General features: G+C 61.9%; 29 protein-coding genes and 1 tRNA gene. 2 read left to right on the plus strand and 28 right to left on the minus strand.

What is annotated here, in order from left to right; genetic code table 11:
- Nucleotides 1-2 precede the first annotated feature (2 nt).
- From rpmD to ACUIAI_RS06350, 24 genes are all read right to left on the minus strand, one after another.
- Nucleotides 3-188, minus strand: coding sequence for a 50S ribosomal protein L30 (rpmD, locus tag ACUIAI_RS06235; RefSeq protein WP_045924814.1), 186 nt, complete (start codon nucleotides 186-188; stop codon nucleotides 3-5).
- Nucleotides 188-949, minus strand: coding sequence for a 30S ribosomal protein S5 (gene rpsE, locus ACUIAI_RS06240; protein WP_024626785.1), 762 nt, complete (start codon nucleotides 947-949; stop codon nucleotides 188-190). Before rpsE ends, rpmD begins: the two co-directional genes overlap by 1 nt.
- A complete protein-coding gene (gene rplR, locus ACUIAI_RS06245) occupies nucleotides 946-1,317 on the minus strand; it encodes a 50S ribosomal protein L18 (RefSeq protein WP_015022343.1) in 372 nt (123 codons plus the stop codon). Before rplR ends, rpsE begins: the two co-directional genes overlap by 4 nt.
- 1 nt (nucleotide 1,318) lies before the next feature.
- Entirely contained in the window at nucleotides 1,319-1,858 is a 540-nt protein-coding gene (gene rplF, locus ACUIAI_RS06250; protein WP_445341883.1) for a 50S ribosomal protein L6, read from the minus strand.
- A 16-nt stretch (nucleotides 1,859-1,874) separates the two neighbouring features.
- Nucleotides 1,875-2,273, minus strand: coding sequence for a 30S ribosomal protein S8 (gene rpsH, locus ACUIAI_RS06255; RefSeq protein WP_024626787.1), 399 nt, complete (start codon nucleotides 2,271-2,273; stop codon nucleotides 1,875-1,877).
- 80 nt (nucleotides 2,274-2,353) lie between these two features.
- A complete protein-coding gene (locus tag ACUIAI_RS06260; RefSeq protein ID WP_015022346.1) occupies nucleotides 2,354-2,539 on the minus strand; it encodes a type Z 30S ribosomal protein S14 in 186 nt (61 codons plus the stop codon).
- Nucleotide 2,540: 1 nt separating this feature from the next.
- Nucleotides 2,541-3,113 (minus strand): 50S ribosomal protein L5, encoded by a 573-nt coding sequence (rplE, locus tag ACUIAI_RS06265; protein WP_024626788.1) that lies wholly within the window; start codon nucleotides 3,111-3,113, stop codon nucleotides 2,541-2,543.
- Complete coding sequence (gene rplX / locus ACUIAI_RS06270) at nucleotides 3,110-3,445, minus strand: 50S ribosomal protein L24 (protein ID WP_015022348.1); 336 nt, start codon at nucleotides 3,443-3,445, stop codon at nucleotides 3,110-3,112. Before rplX ends, rplE begins: the two co-directional genes overlap by 4 nt.
- Before the next feature lies 1 nt (nucleotide 3,446).
- Nucleotides 3,447-3,815 (minus strand): 50S ribosomal protein L14, encoded by a 369-nt coding sequence (rplN, locus tag ACUIAI_RS06275; protein WP_015022349.1) that lies wholly within the window; start codon nucleotides 3,813-3,815, stop codon nucleotides 3,447-3,449.
- Between the two features lie 79 nt (nucleotides 3,816-3,894).
- Nucleotides 3,895-4,161, minus strand: coding sequence for a 30S ribosomal protein S17 (gene rpsQ / locus ACUIAI_RS06280; protein ID WP_015022350.1), 267 nt, complete (start codon nucleotides 4,159-4,161; stop codon nucleotides 3,895-3,897).
- A 2-nt stretch (nucleotides 4,162-4,163) separates the two neighbouring features.
- Complete coding sequence (rpmC, locus tag ACUIAI_RS06285) at nucleotides 4,164-4,427, minus strand: 50S ribosomal protein L29 (RefSeq protein WP_015022351.1); 264 nt, start codon at nucleotides 4,425-4,427, stop codon at nucleotides 4,164-4,166.
- Complete coding sequence (rplP, locus tag ACUIAI_RS06290; protein WP_015022352.1) at nucleotides 4,427-4,846, minus strand: 50S ribosomal protein L16; 420 nt, start codon at nucleotides 4,844-4,846, stop codon at nucleotides 4,427-4,429. The genes rpmC and rplP overlap by 1 nt, the downstream gene beginning before the upstream one ends.
- Before the next feature lie 3 nt (nucleotides 4,847-4,849).
- A complete protein-coding gene (rpsC, locus tag ACUIAI_RS06295; protein WP_029678066.1) occupies nucleotides 4,850-5,695 on the minus strand; it encodes a 30S ribosomal protein S3 in 846 nt (281 codons plus the stop codon).
- Nucleotides 5,695-6,054, minus strand: coding sequence for a 50S ribosomal protein L22 (gene rplV / locus ACUIAI_RS06300; protein ID WP_024626790.1), 360 nt, complete (start codon nucleotides 6,052-6,054; stop codon nucleotides 5,695-5,697). Before rplV ends, rpsC begins: the two co-directional genes overlap by 1 nt.
- Before the next feature lie 21 nt (nucleotides 6,055-6,075).
- Nucleotides 6,076-6,354, minus strand: coding sequence for a 30S ribosomal protein S19 (gene rpsS, locus ACUIAI_RS06305; protein ID WP_015022355.1), 279 nt, complete (start codon nucleotides 6,352-6,354; stop codon nucleotides 6,076-6,078).
- Nucleotides 6,355-6,369: 15 nt separating this feature from the next.
- Nucleotides 6,370-7,200, minus strand: a complete 831-nt coding sequence (gene rplB, locus ACUIAI_RS06310; protein WP_015022356.1) for a 50S ribosomal protein L2 — start codon at nucleotides 7,198-7,200, stop codon at nucleotides 6,370-6,372.
- Between the two features lie 35 nt (nucleotides 7,201-7,235).
- Nucleotides 7,236-7,538, minus strand: a complete 303-nt coding sequence (gene rplW, locus ACUIAI_RS06315; protein WP_015022357.1) for a 50S ribosomal protein L23 — start codon at nucleotides 7,536-7,538, stop codon at nucleotides 7,236-7,238.
- A 5-nt stretch (nucleotides 7,539-7,543) separates the two neighbouring features.
- Nucleotides 7,544-8,218: a 50S ribosomal protein L4 gene (gene rplD / locus ACUIAI_RS06320; protein ID WP_045935715.1), complete on the minus strand. Its 675-nt coding sequence runs from the start codon at nucleotides 8,216-8,218 to the stop codon at nucleotides 7,544-7,546.
- Between the two features lie 4 nt (nucleotides 8,219-8,222).
- On the minus strand, nucleotides 8,223-8,876 hold the full coding sequence (gene rplC, locus ACUIAI_RS06325; protein WP_015022359.1) for a 50S ribosomal protein L3: 654 nt from the start codon (nucleotides 8,874-8,876) through the stop codon (nucleotides 8,223-8,225).
- 16 nt (nucleotides 8,877-8,892) lie between these two features.
- The gene (rpsJ, locus tag ACUIAI_RS06330) at nucleotides 8,893-9,201 is read right to left on the minus strand and encodes a 30S ribosomal protein S10 (protein ID WP_006295278.1); all 309 of its coding nucleotides are present in this window, start codon (nucleotides 9,199-9,201) and stop codon (nucleotides 8,893-8,895) included.
- 286 nt (nucleotides 9,202-9,487) lie between these two features.
- Nucleotides 9,488-12,217: a bifunctional acetaldehyde-CoA/alcohol dehydrogenase gene (adhE, locus tag ACUIAI_RS06335; RefSeq protein ID WP_445342831.1), complete on the minus strand. Its 2,730-nt coding sequence runs from the start codon at nucleotides 12,215-12,217 to the stop codon at nucleotides 9,488-9,490.
- A gap of 355 nt (nucleotides 12,218-12,572) precedes the next feature.
- Nucleotides 12,573-13,064, minus strand: coding sequence for a 30S ribosomal protein S9 (rpsI, locus tag ACUIAI_RS06340; RefSeq protein WP_445341884.1), 492 nt, complete (start codon nucleotides 13,062-13,064; stop codon nucleotides 12,573-12,575).
- 20 nt (nucleotides 13,065-13,084) lie between these two features.
- Nucleotides 13,085-13,534, minus strand: coding sequence for a 50S ribosomal protein L13 (rplM, locus tag ACUIAI_RS06345; protein WP_046323307.1), 450 nt, complete (start codon nucleotides 13,532-13,534; stop codon nucleotides 13,085-13,087).
- Nucleotides 13,535-13,737: 203 nt separating this feature from the next.
- A complete protein-coding gene (locus ACUIAI_RS06350; protein ID WP_445341885.1) occupies nucleotides 13,738-14,370 on the minus strand; it encodes an AbrB family transcriptional regulator in 633 nt (210 codons plus the stop codon).
- Nucleotides 14,371-14,478: 108 nt separating this feature from the next.
- Between ACUIAI_RS06350 and ACUIAI_RS06355 the strand changes: the two genes are divergently transcribed.
- A complete protein-coding gene (locus ACUIAI_RS06355; RefSeq protein WP_445341886.1) occupies nucleotides 14,479-15,141 on the plus strand; it encodes a YigZ family protein in 663 nt (220 codons plus the stop codon).
- Nucleotides 15,142-15,339: 198 nt separating this feature from the next.
- On the opposite strand, the gene ACUIAI_RS06360 is transcribed toward ACUIAI_RS06355, so the two are convergent.
- Nucleotides 15,340-15,426, minus strand: a tRNA-Ser gene (locus ACUIAI_RS06360).
- A 227-nt stretch (nucleotides 15,427-15,653) separates the two neighbouring features.
- On the opposite strand from ACUIAI_RS06360, the gene dinB reads away from it, so the two are divergent.
- Nucleotides 15,654-16,925 carry a DNA polymerase IV gene (dinB, locus tag ACUIAI_RS06365; RefSeq protein WP_445341887.1) on the plus strand — a complete coding sequence of 424 codons (1,272 nt, stop codon included), beginning with the start codon at nucleotides 15,654-15,656 and terminating at the stop codon, nucleotides 16,923-16,925.
- On the opposite strand, the gene dapC is transcribed toward dinB, so the two are convergent.
- From dapC to ACUIAI_RS06380, 3 genes are all read right to left on the minus strand, one after another.
- Entirely contained in the window at nucleotides 16,922-18,076 is a 1,155-nt protein-coding gene (gene dapC / locus ACUIAI_RS06370) for a succinyldiaminopimelate transaminase (RefSeq protein WP_445341888.1), read from the minus strand. The two genes, dinB and dapC, sit on opposite strands and share 4 nt — an antisense overlap.
- Before the next feature lie 70 nt (nucleotides 18,077-18,146).
- Nucleotides 18,147-18,464, minus strand: a complete 318-nt coding sequence (gene fdxA / locus ACUIAI_RS06375) for a ferredoxin (RefSeq protein ID WP_015022367.1) — start codon at nucleotides 18,462-18,464, stop codon at nucleotides 18,147-18,149.
- A 57-nt stretch (nucleotides 18,465-18,521) separates the two neighbouring features.
- Nucleotides 18,522-20,045 (minus strand): amino acid permease, encoded by a 1,524-nt coding sequence (locus ACUIAI_RS06380; protein WP_445341889.1) that lies wholly within the window; start codon nucleotides 20,043-20,045, stop codon nucleotides 18,522-18,524.
- Between the last annotated feature and the right edge of the window lie 79 nt (nucleotides 20,046-20,124).

Below are 20,124 nucleotides of genomic sequence, written 5' to 3' on the forward strand. Positions count from 1 at the left end.
AATCAGTCTGCCTCCTCTACGTTCACCAGGTGGCGGACCTTGTCGGCCATCCCCCGGTAGACGGGGGTGTCCTCACGCAGGACTGTCTGGCCGATCTTGTGAAGGCCCAGAGACCTGACGTTCTCCTTCTGGCGATCGGTGGCATGAGCCACGCCCTTGACCAGGGTGATCTTGATCTGCTTGGTCATCACTCACCTGCCTTCGACTGCTCGTCAGCCTTGGCCTTGGCCTCTTCGCGCTCCTTGCGCTCGTCGGCGATGCCGGCGGCACGTGCGCGCAGGAGGGAGTCAGGGGCGACCTCCTCCAGGGGCAGACCGCGGCGTGCCGCGATCTCCTCAGGCTCCTCCAGCTGCTTCAGGGCAGCTACAGTGGCCCGCACCATGTTGACGGCCGTGGCCGAACCCATGGACTTGCTCAGAATGTCGGTGATACCGGCGCACTCCAGGACGGCGCGGACAGGACCACCGGCGATAACGCCGGTTCCTGGTGCTGCAGGACGCAGGAGAACAGTACCAGCCGCATCGTGGCCAATCACCGGGTGGGTGACGGTGCCACGGATGCGGGGAACCGTGAACATGTGCTTCTTGGCGTCCAGCTGACCCTTTGAGATGGCTGCAGGAACCTCGCGGGACTTACCGTAGCCAACACCCACGGTGCCTTTGCCGTCGCCCACGACCACCAGGGCCGCGAAGCTGAAGGTTCGGCCGCCCTTGTGAACCTTGGACACACGGTTGATGGTCACGACCCTGTCGAGCATGTCGTCGCGCTCGTCGCGGTCACGCCGGCCACGACGGCCATCCCTGCGACCGTCACGGGAACCACCACGACGACCGCCGCGGCGATCATCGTTCCGGTCGTTCCGGTCCCTTCTGCCACCCTGGCTGGACTGAGCGTTTGTGGAATCTTCAGTCACCTGGGTTGTTTCCTTTGTCGTTTCGTTGTCGCTCACAGTGCCAAACCTCCCTCACGGGCGCCTTCCGCAACCGCTGCGACCCTTCCGTGGTACTTGTTGCCACCACGGTCGAAGACCACGGTGGTGATGCCAGCCTTCTTGGCCTTGGCCGCGATCTGCTCGCCCACCTTGCGGGCGGCCTCGGTCTTGGTGCCCTTGAAAGAGCCGTAATCCGAAGCCATGGTCGACTCGCTGACCAGGGTGACGCCCCTGGTGTCGTCGACGATCTGGGCGATCATGTTGCGGTTGGTCCGAGTGACCACCAGACGGGGACGCTCTGCCGTGCCGGAGACGTGCTTGCGCAGGCGGGCATGGCGGCGCAGACGGGCGATCTTCTTGCCTTTGCCTAGTATCGAGACCGTCATATCACTTACCAGCCTTTCCAGCCTTGCGCAGGATGTGCTCGTCGGCGTACTTGATGCCCTTGCCCTTGTAGGGCTCGGGAGCACGCAGGGCGCGGATGTTGGCCGCAGCCTGGCCGACGGCCTGCTTGTCGATGCCGGTGACGACCACTTCATTGGCGTTCGGCGTCTCGAAGGTGATGCCCTCCGGGGGGTCGACAGTGATGGTGTGCGAGTAGCCCAGCGAGAACTCCAGGGACTTGCCCTTGGCGACCACGCGGTAGCCGGTGCCGACGATCTGCAGGTGCTTGCTGTAGCCCTTGGAGACGCCTTCGACCATGGAAGCCACGATGGAGCGGCTCAGTCCATGCTTGGCCTTGGTGGTGCGGTCCTCGTCGGCGGGGGTCATGATGATCTCATTGCCCTCGACTTTGCCGGTGATGCCCTCGGGCAGCGTGTACCCGTCGGAGCCCTTGGGACCCTTGGCGGTGAATTCCTGGCCCTTGAAGGCCACCTCCACACCTGCCGGAACGGCGATGGGGAGCTTACCAATATGCGATGCCATGTTCAGCTCTCCTTTCTCACCATACGTAGGCGACGATTTCGCCGCCGATGCCTCTGTCGAGGCATTCCTTCTGGGTCATCAGTCCCGAGCTGGTCGAGATGATGGCGATTCCCAGCCCGCCCAGGGGCATGGGCAGGGAATCCGACTTGGCGTAGCGGCGCAGACCGGGCTTGGAGACGCGCTTGATTCCCTGAATGGACTGGCGTCCATCGGGACCGTACTTGAGCGTGATCTCCAGATCCTGGCCTACGCGCGCTTCCTTGGCGCGGTAATCGGCGATGAAACCTTCGCGCTTGAGAATCTGCGCGATATTCGCCTTGAATTTGGAGTACGGCATGTCGACTGTTTCATGCTTGGCCGCACTCGCATTACGCAGACGTGTCAGCATGTCTGCGATGGGATCTGTCATTGTCATGTGGGCTTATGCCCTTCCTCGCCGTGGTTTCCGCCGCCGGGCAGCAATCTGCCTCGACCGCGGACCTTCAGCGTCGATCTTTACCAACTGGACTTCGTCACACCCGGCAGCTCGCCGCGGTGAGCCTTCTCGCGAAGGCAGATGCGGCACAGGCCGAACTTGCGATAGACGGAATGAGGACGACCGCAGACCTGGCAGCGCGTGTAGCCACGCACCTTGAACTTCGGCTTGCGTGCCGCCTTGTTTCTCAGAGCGGTTTTTGCCATATCAGTTCTCCTTGAAGGGGAAGCCCAGCTGCTTGAGCAGCGCCCGGGCCTCCTGATCGTTCTTGGTGGAGGTCACCACGGTGATATCCATACCACGCTGGTGATCGATCTGATCAGGATCGATCTCGTGGAACATGGACTGCTCCGTGAGACCGAAGTTGTAGTTGCCCTGGCCGTCGAACTGACGGTCGCTGATGCCGCGGAAGTCGCGGATGCGGGGCAGAGCCAGGGTCAACAGACGATCCAGGAACTCCCACATACGCACGCCGCGCAGGGTGGCGAAGGCGCCTATGGCCTGTCCCTCACGCAGGTGGAACTGCGCCACGGACTTCTTGGCCTTGGTGATCTTGGGCTTCTGGCCAGTGATGGCCGTCAGGTCCTTGACCGCACCCTCGATCAGCTTGGAGTCGCGTGCCGCGGCCCCTACGCCCATGGAGACCACGACCTTCTCGATCCTGGGCACCTGCATGGGGTTGGAGAACTTGAACTCCTTCTCCAGCTCGGGCACGATGCTCTCGCGGTACTGCTGCAGCAAACGAGGGACTGCCGGTGCTTCAACGGTGGTATCGCTCATGACAGCTCCTTGCCTGACTTCTTGGCGAAGCGGGTGCGCACGACCTTGACCTTGCCGTCACGCGCCTCCTCCTTGATGTTCACGCCGATGCGAGTCGGCTTCTTGGTCTCCGGGTCGATGACCATCACGTTGGAGCGATGGATGGGCGCCTCGGTCGGGACAATGCCCGACTCCTGACCCTGCTGGGTGGCCCGCACATGCTTCTTGACGATCTGAATACCCTCGACGATCAGGCGGTCATTGGGCAGAATCCGCAGAACCTTGCCCTCCTTGCCGCGATCCTTGCCGCGGATGACCTTGACCTGGTCGCCTGTCTTGATTTTGGCTACCACTTCAGATCACCTCCGGTGCCAGGGACACGATCTTCATGAAGCGCTTGTCGCGCAGCTCACGGCCGACCGGTCCGAAAATACGAGTGCCGCGGGGCTCACGACCGGTGCCGAGGATGACCGCCGCGTTCTCGTCGAACTTGATGTAGGAGCCGTCATGGCGACGGTGCTCCTTTACTGTGCGGACGACAACCGCCTTGACGACCTCGCCCTTCTTGACCGACCCGCCGGGAATGGCATCCTTGACGGTGGCGACGATCACATCGCCAATGCCGGCATAGCGTCGCTTCGACCCGCCGAGCACGCGGATGGCCAGGATCTCCTTGGCACCCGTGTTGTCGGCGACCTGAAGCCGCGATTCCTGCTGAATCATTGATTCTCCTTAGCCGCGCTGGTTCTCCGCAAACACCCCGCGCAAGGGCGGGATGAAATGCGGAGCCTGGCCGAACTTGTTACTTGGCGCGTTCGACGATGGAGTCGAGACGCCAGCGCTTGGTCTTGCTCAGAGGACGGGTCTCCATGATACTCACGAAGTCGCCCACATGGGCCTCGTTCTTCTCATCATGGGCCTTGACCTTGCGGTTGCTGCGGACGACCTTGCCGTACAGGGGGTGGGTCGAACGCTGCTCCAGCTCAACGGTGATGGTCTTGTCCATCTTGTCGGACACGACGTAGCCGCTGCGAACCTTGCGGAAGTTGCGCTCCTGCTTGTCAGCCATGCTTACTTCTCCTCAGCTTTGCTCTCGGCCTTTGCTTCGGCGGGCTCCTGGCTGATGCCCAGCTCGCGCTCACGCAGGACGGTGTACATCCTGGCGATGTCGTGCTTGACGGCCTTGAGGCGGGAGGTGTTCTCCAGCTGACCGGTGGCCGACTGGAAGCGCAGGTTGAACAGCTCTTCCTTGGACTTCTTCAGGAAATCCTCGATCTCCGCATTGGTCTTTTCATTCAGATTCTTGATGGAATACTCGGCTGTTCCGACTGACATCAGATGTCACCGCCTTCACGTGCAATAATCCGGCACTTCATGGGAAGCTTGTCAGTAGCGCGGCGAAGGGCCTCGCGGGCCACATCCTCGCTCACGCCGCCGATCTCGAAGAGCACCCGGCCGGGACGGACGTTGGCCACCCAAAACTCGGGTGCACCCTTGCCGGAACCCATTCGGGATCCCAGGGCATGCTTGGTCAGGGGGCGATCCGGGAAGACCGTGATCCAGACGCGGCCGCCACGCTTGATGTACCGGGTCATGGCGATACGGGCCGCCTCGATCTGCCGGTTGGTCAGGTAGGCCGGAGCCAGGGCCTGGATGCCGTAATCGCCGAAAGCGATCTCGTTGCCGCCCTTGGACATGCCCGAACGACCCGGACGATGCTGCTTGCGGTATTTAGTCCTCTTTGGGATAAGCACGGCTCACTCCTTTGCTTCGGTTGCGACGGGGGCCGAAGCGGTCTGCTCCTGAGCCGCCGCCGGCGGCGCGGCCACACCGCTGTTCTGCTTGGCTGCATCCTGTTCGCGGCGGGTGCGTCCCTCGGAGGGACGGACGCCACGACGGGGACGACGATCGCCGCGCCGACCGGGCCGGTTGTTCTGCTGAGCCTGCTGCTCCTCGAACTGTCGCTCGGTCATGTCGCCCTTGTAGATCCAGACCTTGACGCCGATGCGGCCGTAGGTGGTCCTGGCCTCGAAGAAGCCGTAGTCGATAAGGGCGCGCAGAGTCTGCAGGGGCACACGGCCCTCACGGTAGAACTCCGAGCGGCTCATCTCAGCTCCACCCAGACGACCGGACAGCTTGATCCTGATGCCCTTGGCACCGGCCCGCATGGCATCCTGCTGAGCCTTGCGCATGGCCCGGCGGAAGGTGACGCGGTTGGTCAGCTGCTCGGCGATGCCCTGAGCCACCAGCTGGGCATCGATGGAGGCGTTCTTGACCTCGAAGATGTTCAGCTGGACCTGCTTGCCGGTAATCTTCTCCAGCTTGGCGCGCACGCGCTCGGCCTCGGCTCCGCGACGACCAATGACGATGCCCGGCCGGGCGGTGTGGATGTCGACGCGCACACGGTCACGGGTCCGCTCGATGACGATCTTGGAGACGCCTGCGCGCTCCAGATCCTTGTTCATCTCCTTGCGGATCTTGTCGTCCTCAAGGACGAAGTCGCTGTAACGCTCCCCCGCCTTGTTGGAGTCGGAGTACCACTTGCTGCGGTGCTCCTCGGTGATGCCGAGTCGGTACCCAAACGGGTTGATCTTCTGCCCCATTATCGGGCTCCTTCCTTGTCGGCCACCACGACGGTGATGTGGCTGGTCCGCTTGTTGATGCGGGCCGCACGACCCTGGGCGCGGGCACGGAACCGCTTCAGGGTGGTTCCCTCATCCACGTAGGTCTCCCGGACCATCAGCTCGTTCTCGCGGAAGGGCTGGTTGGCCTTGTCCGCCTTGACACGCGCGTTGGCGATGGCGCTCTCCAGGCACTTGCGGACCGGAACGGCCGCGTCCTGGGGGGCGAACTTCAGAATGGTCACGGCCTCGGTCGCCTGCTTGCCTCGGATGAGGTCGACGACGCGGCGAGCCTTGCGAGGCGTCACGCGAACGTGACGTGCAATTGCCTTAGCTTCCATGTGTCTCTACTCTCCCTCGCCTCAGCGGCGTGCTTTCTTGTCGTCCTTCACGTGACCCCTAAAGGTCCGTGTGGGGGCGAATTCGCCGAGCTTGTGGCCGACCATGGCCTCGGTGACGAAGACCGGGACATGCTTGCGGCCATCGTGCACAGCGAAAGTGTGCCCGATGAAGTCCGGGGTGATCATGGAACGACGGGACCAGGTCTTGATGACGTTCTTGGTGCCCTTTTCGTTCTGCTCGTCGACTTTCTTCTGCAAGTGGGCGTCGACGAATGGGCCCTTCTTGATGCTACGAGTCATCTTTCCGACACTCCCTTACTTGCGGTTCTTACCATTTGGACGACGACGCACGATCATCTTGTTGGAGGCCTTCTTGGGCCTGCGGGTGCGGACCTCGCCCTTGCCCCAGGGAGACACTGGCGGCTTACCGCCACGGGTGCGTCCGCCATGCGGGTGGTCGACCGGGTTCATGGATTCACCACGGGTGATGGGCCTGCGTCCCATCCAGCGTGCACGTCCCGCCTTGCCGAGCTGGACGTTGGCGTGGTCATTGTTGCCGACCTCGCCCACCGTTGCGCGGCAACGGGAATCGACATTCCGGATTTCACCGGAGGGCATACGCAGCTGGGCGTATGCCCCGTCCTTGGCCACCAACTGAACGGCGGCACCGGCCGAGCGGGCGATCTTGGCGCCGCCCAGAGGCCGCAGCTCAATGGCGTGGACGATGGTGCCGGTGGGGATGTTGCGCAGAGGCAGGTTGTTGCCGGGCTTGATGTCGGCCTGGGGACCGGTCTCGATGACGTCACCCTGCTTGATGCCCTGCGGGGCGATGATGTAGCGCTTCTCGCCGTCTGCAAAGTGCAGAAGGGCGATGCGGGCCGAGCGGTTGGGATCGTATTCGATCTCAGCCACCTTGGCGGGCACGCCGTCCTTGTCCCAGCGACGGAAGTCGATGAGGCGGTACTGGCGCTTGTGTCCGCCGCCGCGGTGGCGGCTGGTGACGCGACCATAGGAGTTGCGTCCGCCGGTCTTGCTCAGCTTGCGAACCAGCGACTTCTCGGGCTTGGAGCGCGTGATTTCGGCGAAGTCCGAAACCGAGGCGTTGCGACGGCCCGCGGTCGTCGGCTTGTATGTACGGATAGCCATAATCTAGTTCTTCCTTAACTTTTCTCGGCTAGCCTTCAGTTGTTGGTACCGAAGACATCGATCGACTGGCCCTCGGCCACCTTGACGATGGCGCGCTTTTCGGCGGCGCGACGACCCCAGCCCGTACGGGTCCGGGTCCGCTTGCCCTGCCTATTGAGGGTGTTGACCGATGTGACCTTCACATTGAAGATCTGCTCGATGGCCTGCTTGATGGCGACCTTGTTGGCATCAGGGTCCACCACGAATGTGTACTGGCCGCGGTCCGAGTTGGCGTAGCTCTTCTCGGAGACGACCGGGCGCAGAATGATGTCGTGTGCTGGCTTGTGAATAGCTGCCATGAAAATCAGGCCTCCTTGACGGTCTCGGACTTGACGCCGCTCTTGGCAGCCAGGAAGGCATCGAAGCCATCCTTGCTGAAGACGACATCCTCGGCCGTGACCACATCGTAGGTGTTGAGCTGATCGGCGAAGAGGACATGGACGGTGGGCAGGTTCCTCACGGAGAGCCACTCGTTGATGTTCTCACGGGACAGCACGACGGTGGTGAATCTGTTGTCGACAAGGGGCAGCAGGGCTGCCTTGGCTGCCTTGGTGGACGGGGTCTCGCCAATGCCGAAGTCGACCACGTGCACGCGTCCGGCGTTGACCCGGTCGGACAGGACGTAGCGCAGGGCTGCGGCCTTCATCTTCTTGGGGGTGCGCTGGGAGTAATCGCGCGGCTGCGGGCCGTGGACAATGGCGCCACCGGTCCACTGGGGAGCGCGGATGGAGCCCTGACGAGCACGTCCGGTGCCCTTCTGCTTCCAAGGCTTACGGCCGCCGCCGGAGACGGTGGACCGGGTCTTGACCGAATGCGTGCCCTGGCGGGCCGCAGCCAGCTGGGCGACGACCACCTGGTGGATCAGCGGCACATGTGAGCGCACATCCTCCTCGGCAATGCCGAAGATCTGCTCGGGTGCATCCACGGTCCCTGTGTTCTTACCCTGGGCGTCGGTGATGTTCAGAGTCAACTTAGCCATGGTTTCAGGCTCCCTTCACTGCCGAACGAACCAGGACGATGGCGCCGCGGGGCCCTGGCAGGGCACCCTTGATGGCGATGACGCCCTTCTCGGCATCTGCGGAGACGATGGTCAGATTCTGGACGGTCGAGGTGTCGTGACCCATGCGGCCGGCCATCCGCTTGCCCTTGAGGATGCGGCTGGGTGTAGCGCAGGCACCCACTGAGCCGGGACGGCGCTCGTTCTTGTGCGAGCCGTGGGTGCGGCGGTAGGACTTGAAGCCCCAGCGCTTGATGGTGCCGGCAAAGCCCTTGCCCTTGGTGGTGCCGGTCACGTCGACCTCGCTGCCCTCGGGCAGCAGGTCCAGGCCCAGCTCCTGGCCGGGCTGGTAGCTGTCGGCATCGGCGGTGCGTACCTCGACCAGGTGGCGGCGCGGAGTCACTCCGGCCTTGGCGAAGTGACCAGCCAGCGGCTTGGTCACCTTGGTGGGGTCGATCTGCCCGTAGCCGATCTGGATGGCCTGGTAGCCGTCCTTCTCCTGGTTCTTGACCGCGGTCACCACGTTGGTGGACACGTCCACCAGGGTCACCGGGACGAAGAAGCCGTTCTCGTCCCAGACCTGGGACATGCCCAGCTTGCGGCCCAGGAGAGCCTTGCGGTTCCTCTGCTCTTCAGCCATGCGGTTTCCTCCTCCCCTACAGCTTGATCTCAATGTTGACGTCCGCCGGCAGATCGATGTGCATCAGCGAATCCACAGCCTTGGGCGTGGGATCCACGATGTCGATCAGGCGCTTGTGGGTGCGCATCTCGAAGTGCTCGCGGGAGTCCTTGTACTTATGAGGAGAACGGATGACGACATACACGTTCTTCTCAGTCGGCAGCGGAACGGGGCCAACCACAGTTGCGCCCGCGTTCGTCACCGTCTCGACGATCTTCTTCGCCGATTGGTCGATGACCTCATGGTCATAGGACTTTAGCCTGATGCGGATTTTCTGTCCCGCCATTGCCGTCCGCCCTTTCTAGCGATCTATGAACTGATTACCCAGTCTGTTTCGAGGGCACGGAACGACGGCCGCAAGGAGACATTCCTCCCGACAGGCCTCAGCCGGATCCATGCGCAGCCGTGGAGAATCCCGTGGGGATGGGACTCCTCGCTGCACCCGCTATTGTGATTGACAAAATGCGAGCCCAAAACAGGCAACTTTCTTATTAAAGCACGAGGGTTCCCCTAGAAGAATCCGGGTGTGTCGCGCTTCTTCCAAGGGAACCCACGGCTCAATTACGACCCTGTCAGACCCGCTGGGAAGCCTCCTGAGCCGCTCCATCACCTTGACGGGCGACCCTCATCCGGTGGCCCTCCTCCTGATTGACCCCATAGTATGCGGCCACGGCGATGTCCTTCATGTCCTCAATCAACGGAATGCGGGGGTTGGCGGGCGTGCACTGGTCCTCATAGGCGCGCATGCCGATCTGATCCAGGGACTGCCAGTAGAGGTCCTCGTCCACTCCGGCTGCCTGGAAGGACGCATCCATGCCCAAGCGCTCGTCCCTGTAGGATTCAACGGCACAGGCCAAGAGCTCCACACCCTCCTCGGAGGTAGATGATTCGATGCCTAGCACATGGGCCATCTGCCTGTAGCGCTCCGGGGCCACGTACTGGCTGTACTTGGGCCAGCTGGTCGGCTCGTCCGGGACCCGTCCGTTGTAGCGGATCACGTAGGGCAGGAGGATGGAGTTCGCGCGTCCATGGGCCACATGGCAGAGGGCTCCGATAGTGTGCGCCATACCGTGGCACATGCCTAGGAAGGCCGAACCGAAGGCCATGCCTGCCATGGTCGCCGCATTGTGCATCTTCTCCTGTGCGCGTGTCTTGGCCTCGCCGCCGGCAGTGCCCACGGCAGGCTCCAGGTTGTCCCAGATCAGCTTGGCGGCGTGCAGGGCCATGGCGTCGGTGTAGTCATTGGCATAGACCGAGACGAAGGCCTCCATGCAGTGGGTCAGAGCATCGAAGCCCGAGTCGCAGGCCAGCTGCCTGGGCTGGGTGCGGGCCAGAACCGGATCCACGATGGCCACGCTGGGGGTCAGGGCGTAGTCGGTGATGGGGTACTTGTATCCGGTCTCATGGTCGGTGATGACCGCGAATGGGGTGACCTCCGAACCCGTGCCCGAGGAGGTGGGAATGCAGACCAGCCTGGCCTTGGTGCCCAGGGGCGGAATCTTGAAGGCCCGCTTGCGGATGTCGAAGAACTTCTCCCGAACATCGGCAAAGGAGATCTCCGGGTGCTCATAGAGCAGCCACATGATCTTGGCTGCGTCCATGGGGCTGCCGCCGCCCACGGCGATGATGGTGTCGGGGCCGAACTCATCGCGCATCATGGCCGCGCCGCGCTCCACCGTCTCGACGCTAGGCTCCGGCTCTACGTAGTCAATGATGCGGAAGGTGACCGGCTCGGACCGGGCGCGCAGCTGATCGATGATCTTGTCGACGATCCCCAGCTGCTCCATAACCTTATCGCATACGATGACGGCCCGGCGGATGCCGAACATGTCACGCAGGTAGCGAACGGAGTTGGGCTCGAAGTAGGTTTTGGCCGGCACCTTGAACCACTGCATGTTGTTGTTCCTCCGCGCGATCCGCTTGACGTTGATCAGATTGACCGCCTGAACGTTGCCCGAGACCGAATTGCCCCCGTAGGAGCCGCAGCCCAGGGTCAGGGAGGGGGCAATGGCATTGTAGATGTCGCCGATGCCGCCCAGGGAGCTCGGCTGATTCCATACAATCCGGCAGGCGTGCATGCGCTGGCCATACTCGCGCACCAGCCTTTCGTCATCGGTGTGGATCGCGGCCGTGTGCCCGGCACCGTAGCGCAGCATCTGCTCGCAGAAAGTGAAGCCCTCTTCCTTGTTGCTCGCCTTGAGCACAGCCTGAACCGGAGCCAGCTTCTCCAGGGTCAGCGGTTCCATGGGCCCGACTTGGTCGCATTGGGCAGCCAGAATAGTCGCATCCTCGGGTATCTCGAAGCCGGCCTGACGAGCGATGAACTGGGGGGACTTGCCCGGAACCTCAGAGTTGAGCCTGGGAGCGGGCGCATCGGCACCGGCATGAGCACGCACGCCGAACATGTACTCCTCCAGCTTGACCTTCTCCTCAGGGCTGACGAAGTAAGCCTTGCGCCGCTTCATCTCCTCGATCACCCGGTCATACACATCCTGATGAGCGATGATGGCCTGCTCTGTAGCGCAGATCATGCCGTAGTCGAAATGCTTGGACAGGATCAGGTCGTTGACGGCCCGGGGCACGTTGACCCTGCGGTCCACGTATGCCGGGGCATTGCCGGCTCCTACACCCAATGCCGGCTTGCCCGAGGAGTAGGCGGCCTTGACCATACCGGTGCCTCCGGTGGCCAGAATGGTAGCCACACCGGGATGCTGCATCAAGGCGCCGGTGGCCTCGACTGAGGGGTGCTCGATCCACTGAATGCAATCCTGCGGAGCGCCTGCATCGATGGCGGCATCTCGAACGATCCGGGCCGCTTCCACCGAGCAGCGCTGGGCGTAGGGGTGGAAACCGAAAACGATGGGACAGCGGGTTTTCAAGGCCAGCAGCGACTTGAAGATGGCAGTCGAGGTAGGGTTGGTCACCGGGGTCACCCCGGCCACGACTCCCACCGGCTCGGCCACCTCGATGATGCCGTCCACGTCGTCTTCCCTGATGATGCCCACGGTGCGCTGCCTGGCCAGATAGTTGGTCACATGCTCGCAGGCGAAGATGTTCTTGGTGGCCTTGTCCTCCACCAGGCCGCGTCCAGTCTCGTCCACGGCCATCTGCGCCAAATGCAGGTGCTTGTTCAGGGCCGCAATGGATGCCTTGGCCACGATCCGGTCCACCTGTTCCTGGTCGAGCTTCTCAAAGGCGCGTAGAGCCGCCTGTGCGCGGACAACCAATGCATCCACCTCCAAGCGGGCCTGCTCACTGCTGTCGGCCGGGCTGCCTTCCCTGCCGACTGGCGGCTCCTTCACTTGATGCTCATGCTTCTGCTTCTGCGTTTCAGCCAAGATATTGGCCCTCCTCATGTTCCACGGATTCCGATCAGGACCAGCAGACAGTCTCCAGACCGTGCAGATCCATGAAAGGCTTCCGTCATAACGTGACGAAAGTCACAATATAGACCCGAGGGGGCACCATTGAGCCCCAGGATGAGTGAACGTTCGCTTGAAGCGTGTCGTGTGGGAATTCGTGGTTTTTCTGGTCATTTTCCGCACCTGAACGTGCGCTTTACCGTTCGCTTCAGACTGGACCAGCCAGGCATGAATCCAGGCATGAAAAAATCCCCAAGGTCCATGAGAACCTCGGGGATAAAAGAAACTGCGAACGTCAGCGCTTGGAGAACTGCGGGGCGCGACGGGCCTTGTGCAGACCAGCCTTCTTGCGCTCCACCACGCGGGCGTCACGGGTCAGGAATCCGGCCTTCTTCAGGGCAGGACGGTTGGCGTCCCTATCGATGGCGTTCAAGGCGCGTGCGACGCCCAGCCGGACTGCGCCGGCCTGGCCGGTCACGCCGCCGCCTTCGACGCGTACAACCACGTCGAACTTGTTCTCGAGCTTGAGAAGCACAATAGGCGAGTTGACCTCGCGCTGGTGCAGCTTGCTGGGGAAGTACTCCTCCAGGGTGTGCCCGTTGATGCTCCACTTGCCGGAGCCCGGGATCAGACGAACGCGGGCGACTGCCTCCTTGCGACGGCCAGTGCCGTAGCCCGGCTCGATGGCGGAGGTGCCGGTGCCTGCACCGGCGTTGGTCTCGGAAGTGTAGGAAGCACTGGTCTCCTCGGCCTCAAGAACCGCGGAGCTGTTGTTGTTTTCAGCCATGGTGATTATCTCCTCTGGTCCTACTTGGCCTGCTGGGCAACCTGATGGATCTTGTACTCAATGGGCTGCTGTGAAGTGTGAGGATGCTCCTCGCCTGCGAAGACCCGCAGCCTGGTCAGCTGGACCTTGGCCAGCTTATTCTTGGGCAGCATGCCTTTGACCGCCGTCATGATGATGCGCTCGGGGTTGTGCTCCATCAGCTGCCCGTAAGAGTCGCGACGCAGGCCGCCGGGACGACCGGAGTGGGTATAGAGCACCTTGTCGTTCTTGTTGCCCGTCAGCACCATCTTGGATGCGTTGATGACGATGACGTTGTTGCCGGAGTCGGCGTAGGGCGCATAGGTGGGCTTGTTCTTGCCGCGCAGCAGATCGGCCACCTGAGCTGCCAGACGCCCCAGCACCACACCGGAGGCGTCGACGATATACCAGTCATGTGTCAGATCGGCTGGTTTCGGGGTGAAAGTCTTCACGATTCAACCTTTTCCTTGCATTGTGTTTCAGGCTCTCCGCGCCGCATGCTGCCATGCCGGCCGAAAGCCATGTATTCCGTGGGCTCCCTTAAAGTCCTAGACGGCGAGTGGGAAAAGCGCTTTGAGGACCCCTTAGGGAAACACAACAATCCATTATTGTAACGCCTGTATGCCGTTCGTCAAAATTCGCGTCCGCTCCTGTTTCAACGGGAGGCAGCCGCCCGTGCCACCTGACCGTCCGGGTCCTTGCTCAGGGCCTCAAGGGTCGCCTGTCCCGTGTTGGGATTCAGGGCCACGGCCCGGCGCACCATGGCGGCCAGCACATGGGGGGCATCCTGCTCCGCGCGGGTGCCCAAAGCTCCCAGGAAGTCTAGTGTCTCGGCATCGGTTCGTTCATCCTGGGCGCCTTCCAGACGCATCTTCCAAGAGGTCATAGGGTTGGTCAGCGCGGCAGCCCTGACTCCGGCGTCGTCATCCTTGGTGAGCAGACCTGCCAGCCAGTTCTTGTCGTCCTTGTTGGCGGCCACCGCCCGGCGGACCTCGGAGCTGGAATCCTGGGAGAGCTTGACCAGAATGTTGGGAAAGGGCATGGTCTGCGCCAGGTAGACCCTGTCCTCCACCGGCGTGTGTTCATTGCCAGCCACCGCCTCCAGCAATGCCGTGAAGCGGGAGAAAGCAGCCTGATCTGACCTGTCGGGCAGTGGGCTGCGGGCGAATTCGTGCAGCTCAGCCGTATCCGTGGAGTGCCTGAACCTTTCATAGAAGACGGTCAGGGCCTCGTGGGGCTTGCCGGCTGGTGGAGGTTCGGTTTCCGGTTGGTCCTGAGGATTGGTCATGCGGCCAGCTTAGGTCGCCTCCTTGATATCAGACTCGGCCCGGAATCCCCTCTAACATGGAGATAGCGCAGGAACCGAGGAGACGGTAGGCATAGGAGGCAAGCCGATTTGCTCACCATATTGGATACGCCGCAGAAACCGGCCACAAGCTCTCTGACCGAGCGGAAGTCCGAGTTCATCGGCCAGGCCTGCCATGTGGAGGACCAAGATGCGGCCATGGCCTTCGTCCAAAAGGTCCGCTTACAGCACCCCAAAGCCCGGCACGTCTGCCACTGCGCGATCTGGGGACCCGAGGGCCGCACCAGCGAGCGCATGAGCGATGACGGAGAACCCTCAGGAACGGCCGGCAAGCCCATACTTGAGGTCATGCGTCGACATGGACTGACCGATTGCGTCCTGACCGTGACCCGATACTTCGGGGGAATCCTTTTGGGATCAGGGGGGTTGATCCGAGCCTATTCCTCAGCAGCCTCCCTGGCACTCAAGGCAGCAAGATCGGCACGCGTGCTCCCGACGGAGCGCTTCACGATCACCGTGGACTACCCGGAGTACGACTCCCTTCGCCGTCTGATCCGCACCTCTGGGGGACACATGGAAAGCGAGGACTTCACTGACCGGGTGCGACTGACCTACGACCTGAAGCCCGCGGCAGTGCCAGCCTTCAATGGTCGGCTGGACGATCTTCTGCAGGGCAGTGTCCAGCCCAGTGCACTGGGCGAAGGCCACATGCTGATTCCCCTGTCTGGAAGCCAAGCTCCATCCACCACATGATCGGAGGGAGGTGGCATGCAGCCATTGCCCAGCGGTGATCTGCACTGCCAGACAGACTTATGCCATGCACCATCGGTCCGCCACCTCACAGACTTGAATCCTCCCAGACTGCAGCCCTGCAAGAGACAGGGAAACAGATACCAATGGCAATAAATAAGACCGGCGATCGTGCAAAATCAACAATCACCGGCCATCAGGCGGAGACGAGGAGATTCGAACTCCTGGACCGCTTGCGCAGTCAACACCTTAGCAGGGTGCCCCTTTCGGCCACTCAGGCACGTCTCCATGCTGGCTCCCGATCCGGGACCTTAGTCCCTCAATTTTCGAGAACAAAACAATAGAATACCATGATTGACTGACCTGACTCGCCGGAGCAGCAGAATCGGATGGAATAGGGACAGGTTCGTCCATTTTTCATGGATAAAAACCAGAAAAGTGAATCTTTTCTAAGAATTTACATTCGAGAATAATTTATCGTATGTTCCTCCGGGGCCCCCTTCTATCATGGAGCCATGAGTACCGCACCAAGGCTTGCAGCCGCCAAGAAGGACTGGGGACATGACGAGACCGGCTGCACGGTGCTGCATATTGACATGGATGCTTTCTACGCCTCTTGTGAAGTCGCTCGACACCCGCAATTGCAGGGAAGGCCGGTCATTATCGGCACCGGACAGCGTTCGGTGGTCTCCGCGGCCAGCTATGAGGCCAGAGCCTTCGGCATCAACTCGGCCATGCCTCTGGCACGTGCCAAGCGACTATGCCCTCAAGGGGTCTTCCTCCCGGTCGATATGACCTATTACCGGGGCATTTCACGACGGATATTTGATACGGTTTTCTCACAAATCACCGATCAGATCGAGCAGGTCTCCGTAGACGAGTGCTACATGGATGTGTCCGGGGCGCTCATGCGCTGGGGCATGCCCACAGCCATAGCCCGGTGGATTCGAGCCAGCGTGGCCCGCCAATTCCACGTGACCTGCTCGGTGGGCATCGCCACCAACAAGCTGGTAGCCAAGATGGCCTCCACCAATGCCAAGCCTGACGGCATGCTGCTGATCCCCAAGGCCCGGCAGGCCGAGTTCGTCCAGCTGATGCCCCTGCGCGGCATCCCCGGCATCGGACCGGCCCTGGAAAAGCGGCTCAACGCCTGGGCCATCAAGGATGTAGCCGACTTGGCCACCATGAGTGAGCGGGATCTGGCTCGGGCCACAGGTTCGACCGTCACAGCACGGATGCTGGCACAGGCCTCCCACGGCCTGGACGACGATCCGGTCAAGCCACGAGCACCTGAGAAATCCCTGGGCGCGGAACGCACCTTCCTGCACGACACCACCAGCATGAAGCAGGTCTGCGACCTCCTGCGCGCCTGCAGCGACGAGGTGGCCACCGGACTGCGAGCGCATGACCTGATCGCCCGGACCATCACTGTCAAACTGCGCTTTGATGACCTGCGTTATATGACCAAGGCCCATACCTTGGAGACACCGGTCAACTCAGCCAATCGCATCTATCCGCAGGCGGTCGGACTGCTTAAGGCCATGCTGGGGCTGCCTGAGGGTGTTCCCATGGACACCTCCCTGCCCAGGCTGATCCGCCTAGCCGGTGTCAGCGCATCCGGTCTGAGCCGTGTGGAAGATACCCCCATCCAGCCATCCTTGGACGACATCATGCGCGAGAGCAAACGTCACACCGGCAGCGAGTCCCAGCGCCTGGATCAGGCAGAGGCCACCATGGACTCCATCAGGAACCGCTACGGCAAGGGTTCAGTCAGCATGGGTCTCTAAGCGCCTGTATGCAAACAATCCAGGGCCAGCTCCAATTGATCATCAGATATGGTGGATGAGAATCGCAAACGGCGACTATCCCCGTAGAACTCCCCAGGACTGGCCAGAATCCCCATACGGGCCAGGTCGGCCATATCTGCCCAGCAATCGCCCGAACGGGCTTGCGCCCAGATATAAAGTCCACCCTGTGGCATGACGGCATCGTATCCGTAAGCCGTCAGAGCTTGAGCCAAGGCCCGAAGACGACGAGAGTAAATCTCGCGTTGGGCCATAACAGCTTCTCCGTCCTCCAGAGCGGCTCGCATGGCCCGCTGTACCGGACCTGGCACAATCAGTCCCACCTGCTTGCGGTAGGCGGTCATGGCCTTCACCAAACGAGCATCGCCGGCCACGAGGGCCGCCCTGTACCCGGCCATGTTGGACTGCTTGCTCATCGAATACAGACAGAGTATGCCGCTGGCATCGCCGCCACAGACTTCAGGTTCCAGGATGCAGGGTGAGGCCGGGATCGGCGCATTCTGCCCGACTTGGGTAGTTCCTGACCAATCCAGCATGGCATAGCACTCGTCGCTCAGGACCGTGGCACCAATCGAGCGAGCCGCCCTTACAATCTTGGACAACCCGGCTCGGTCTATGACCTGCCCACTGGGGTTGCCTGGCGAATTGATCCAAACTGCTCGCACGCCAGACAGATCCACCCATGAATCTGTATCAGCCGGATCATCCACGGTTGTCACCTGAGCCCCGGCCAGCTGGGTTCCGATGGCATAGGTGGGATAGGATACCGTCGGCTGTACCACCCGATCCCCCGGGCCCAGATGCAGGAGGGAGGCCATGAGTGCCACCGCCTCCTTGGACCCGACCGTAGGCACCAGGTCCGCGCCCAAGGCATCCAGATCGACGCCGCGACGACGACGGAACCAGTCGGCCACGGCCTGCCTCAGGGAATCATCACCGGCAGTTTTTGGATATCCTCGCGCCTGGCCATCATCTGCAGCCGCCGCCAGGGCATCCCTGACCGATCCGGGTACAGGATCCACCGGCGAACCCACCGAGAGGTCAATCAGACCGCCGGGGCATTGCTCAGCACGCCGCCGGTAAGTGTCAATCCTTGACCAGTCATAGGGGGATTCGAAAGAGTGAAAACCCATCGCCTGCCTTTCTCTTATAAACAAGCCGCGGTGGGGTGGCTCCCATCCGCGGCTCGTCAGCCTTAATCGACTACTTGTTGGGTGGCAGAGCTGCTACACCCTCCGGATCGTGATCGTAGGGGCCGACCGCAGCAGCGCCGCCGGCATCCCCCACCTGGGCGAAGAAATCAGTCGCCGCGTCCTTATACCAAGTCCACTCCTCGGGCAGGTCGTCCTCGTAGAAGATGGCCTCCACCGGGCAGACCGGCTCGCAGGCGCCGCAGTCCACGCACTCGTTGGGGTTGATGTAGAGCGAACGGACGCCCTCGTAGATGCAGTCCACCGGGCATTCGTCCACGCAGGCCTTGTCCTTGACGTCCACGCAGGGCTGAGCGATGACGTAGGTCATGGGTTACCTCCTGAGTATGCGAGTATTTACTCTACACTCCAGCGCCGACGCTCCAGGTCAGTCCAGACCGGCCTGGGTGGCCTTGGATATCTTCCCGCTAAGCTGATGACGGCCGAGCAGGGAGTGCCGGTAGGAGTAGCCGAAGTAGATGGCCAGACCCGCAGCCAACCAGACCACGAACCGGATCCAGGTCAGCACGGTCAGGTTGAGCATAAGCCAGAGGCAGGCCAGAGCGATCAGAATGGGGACCCAGGGGTTGCCAGGCATCTTGAATGACCGAGGCAGGTCGGGCCTGCGCTTGCGCATGATGGGCAGGGAGATGGCCACCAACAGGAAGGCCGAGAGCGTGCCGATATTGACCATGTCGGACAAGACATCTATGGGGAAGCAGGAGGCTACCACGGCCACCACGATGCCGCCCAGGATCTGAATGCGGGCAGGCGTGCCATGCCGGCCAGTGCGGGACAGGGCACGGGGAAGAAGCCCGTCGCGGCTCATGGCAAAGACGATTCGCGTCAGCCCCAGCAGGAGCACCATAACCACAGTGGTCAGCCCCACCACGATGCCGAAGGAAATAATCTTGGCAGCCCAGGGAGCACCTACCATCTCAAAACCGGTTGCCAGGGAGGGGTTCTTGGCCTTGGCCAGATCCTTGTAAGAGACCATGCCGGTGGTGACGATGGCTACCAGGATGTACAGGGTGATGACGATCAGCATGCCCAGACCAATTCCGCGGGGAATGGTCTTGTGGGGCTCCTTGGCCTCCTCGGAGGTGGTGGCGACGATGTCGAAGCCCACGAAAGCGAAGAAGACCAAGGCGGCGCCTGAGAGGATGCCGGGGACACCGTAGATGGTGGGCTGCATGCCGGAAACCCACTGCCAGAGAGGCTGGCCCATGATTCCTGGCACGCTGGCCCCCGGAACGGCCGAAGCTGGTTCGGAAGGCGGGATGAAGGGCCGGTAGTTGTCCATCTTGACGTAGAAGAAGCCCACCACGATAACGAAGACCACGATGCCGATCTTGAGGACGGTCAAGGCCCCGTCGAACCGGGCAGAAAGTTTGGTGCCCAGGACCAGAAGAACCGTGAAGAGGGTGACGACCACCAGTGGGGCCAGGTCAACATCCATGCCTCCCACATGGAAGCTGGAGCTGAACGAGGTGCCCCCCATCAGATGGATGAAGTCGTTCAGGTAGACGCCCCAGTACTTGGAGATGACCGAGGCGGCCATGAGCATCTCCAGAATCAGGTCCCAGCCGATGATCCAAGCCACCAGTTCGCCCATGGTGTTGTAGGTGAAGGTGTAGGCCGAGCCTGAAACCGGGATCATGGATGCGAACTCCGCGTAACACATAACGGCTGCCGCGCAGACAATGCCTGCGATGACGAAGGAGATGATGACGGCCGGCCCTGCATGAAAGGCCGCCGCCTGGGCCCCCACCGAGAAGATGCCGGCACCCACGGCCACTGCGACTGCCATGATGGCCAGGTCCCAGGTGGTCAGCGTCCGCTTGAGCGACCTGCCCTCCTCCCCGGTCTCCGCCAGGGTCTGTTCAACCGATTTCTTCCTGAATAATTCCATCTTGCTCCAGACTCACGAGTCCCGCTCCGGCGAGTAATCATAGGATATGATGCCGTAGAAAACCGGTATACGCTCATTA

This window comes from Bifidobacterium sp. ESL0827 (genome assembly GCF_052606685.1).

Excerpts from the sequence above, each read along its gene's own strand:
- rpmD (WP_045924814.1), bottom strand. The coding sequence starts at position 188 with ATGACCAAGCAGATCAAGATCACCCTGGTCAAGGGCGTGGCTCATGCC.
- rplR (WP_015022343.1), bottom strand. The coding sequence starts at position 1,317 with ATGACGGTCTCGATACTAGGCAAAGGCAAGAAGATCGCCCGTCTGCGC.
- rplF (WP_445341883.1), bottom strand. The coding sequence starts at position 1,858 with ATGGCATCGCATATTGGTAAGCTCCCCATCGCCGTTCCGGCAGGTGTG.
- rpsH (WP_024626787.1), bottom strand. The coding sequence starts at position 2,273 with ATGACAATGACAGATCCCATCGCAGACATGCTGACACGTCTGCGTAAT.
- ACUIAI_RS06260 (WP_015022346.1), bottom strand. The coding sequence starts at position 2,539 with ATGGCAAAAACCGCTCTGAGAAACAAGGCGGCACGCAAGCCGAAGTTC.
- rplE (WP_024626788.1), bottom strand. The coding sequence starts at position 3,113 with ATGAGCGATACCACCGTTGAAGCACCGGCAGTCCCTCGTTTGCTGCAG.
- rplN (WP_015022349.1), bottom strand. The coding sequence starts at position 3,815 with ATGATTCAGCAGGAATCGCGGCTTCAGGTCGCCGACAACACGGGTGCC.
- rpsQ (WP_015022350.1), bottom strand. The coding sequence starts at position 4,161 with ATGGCTGACAAGCAGGAGCGCAACTTCCGCAAGGTTCGCAGCGGCTAC.
- rpmC (WP_015022351.1), bottom strand. The coding sequence starts at position 4,427 with ATGTCAGTCGGAACAGCCGAGTATTCCATCAAGAATCTGAATGAAAAG.
- rpsC (WP_029678066.1), bottom strand. The coding sequence starts at position 5,695 with ATGGGGCAGAAGATCAACCCGTTTGGGTACCGACTCGGCATCACCGAG.
- rplV (WP_024626790.1), bottom strand. The coding sequence starts at position 6,054 with ATGGAAGCTAAGGCAATTGCACGTCACGTTCGCGTGACGCCTCGCAAG.
- rpsS (WP_015022355.1), bottom strand. The coding sequence starts at position 6,354 with ATGACTCGTAGCATCAAGAAGGGCCCATTCGTCGACGCCCACTTGCAG.
- rplB (WP_015022356.1), bottom strand. The coding sequence starts at position 7,200 with ATGGCTATCCGTACATACAAGCCGACGACCGCGGGCCGTCGCAACGCC.
- rplW (WP_015022357.1), bottom strand. The coding sequence starts at position 7,538 with ATGGCAGCTATTCACAAGCCAGCACACGACATCATTCTGCGCCCGGTC.
- rplD (WP_045935715.1), bottom strand. The coding sequence starts at position 8,218 with ATGGCTAAGTTGACTCTGAACATCACCGACGCCCAGGGTAAGAACACA.
- rplC (WP_015022359.1), bottom strand. The coding sequence starts at position 8,876 with ATGGCTGAAGAGCAGAGGAACCGCAAGGCTCTCCTGGGCCGCAAGCTG.
- rpsJ (WP_006295278.1), bottom strand. The coding sequence starts at position 9,201 with ATGGCGGGACAGAAAATCCGCATCAGGCTAAAGTCCTATGACCATGAG.
- rpsI (WP_445341884.1), bottom strand. The coding sequence starts at position 13,064 with ATGGCTGAAAACAACAACAGCTCCGCGGTTCTTGAGGCCGAGGAGACC.
- ACUIAI_RS06350 (WP_445341885.1), bottom strand. The coding sequence starts at position 14,370 with ATGACCAATCCTCAGGACCAACCGGAAACCGAACCTCCACCAGCCGGC.
- dinB (WP_445341887.1), top strand. The coding sequence starts at position 15,654 with ATGAGTACCGCACCAAGGCTTGCAGCCGCCAAGAAGGACTGGGGACAT.
- dapC (WP_445341888.1), bottom strand. The coding sequence starts at position 18,076 with ATGGGTTTTCACTCTTTCGAATCCCCCTATGACTGGTCAAGGATTGAC.
- fdxA (WP_015022367.1), bottom strand. The coding sequence starts at position 18,464 with ATGACCTACGTCATCGCTCAGCCCTGCGTGGACGTCAAGGACAAGGCC.
- ACUIAI_RS06380 (WP_445341889.1), bottom strand. The coding sequence starts at position 20,045 with ATGGAATTATTCAGGAAGAAATCGGTTGAACAGACCCTGGCGGAGACC.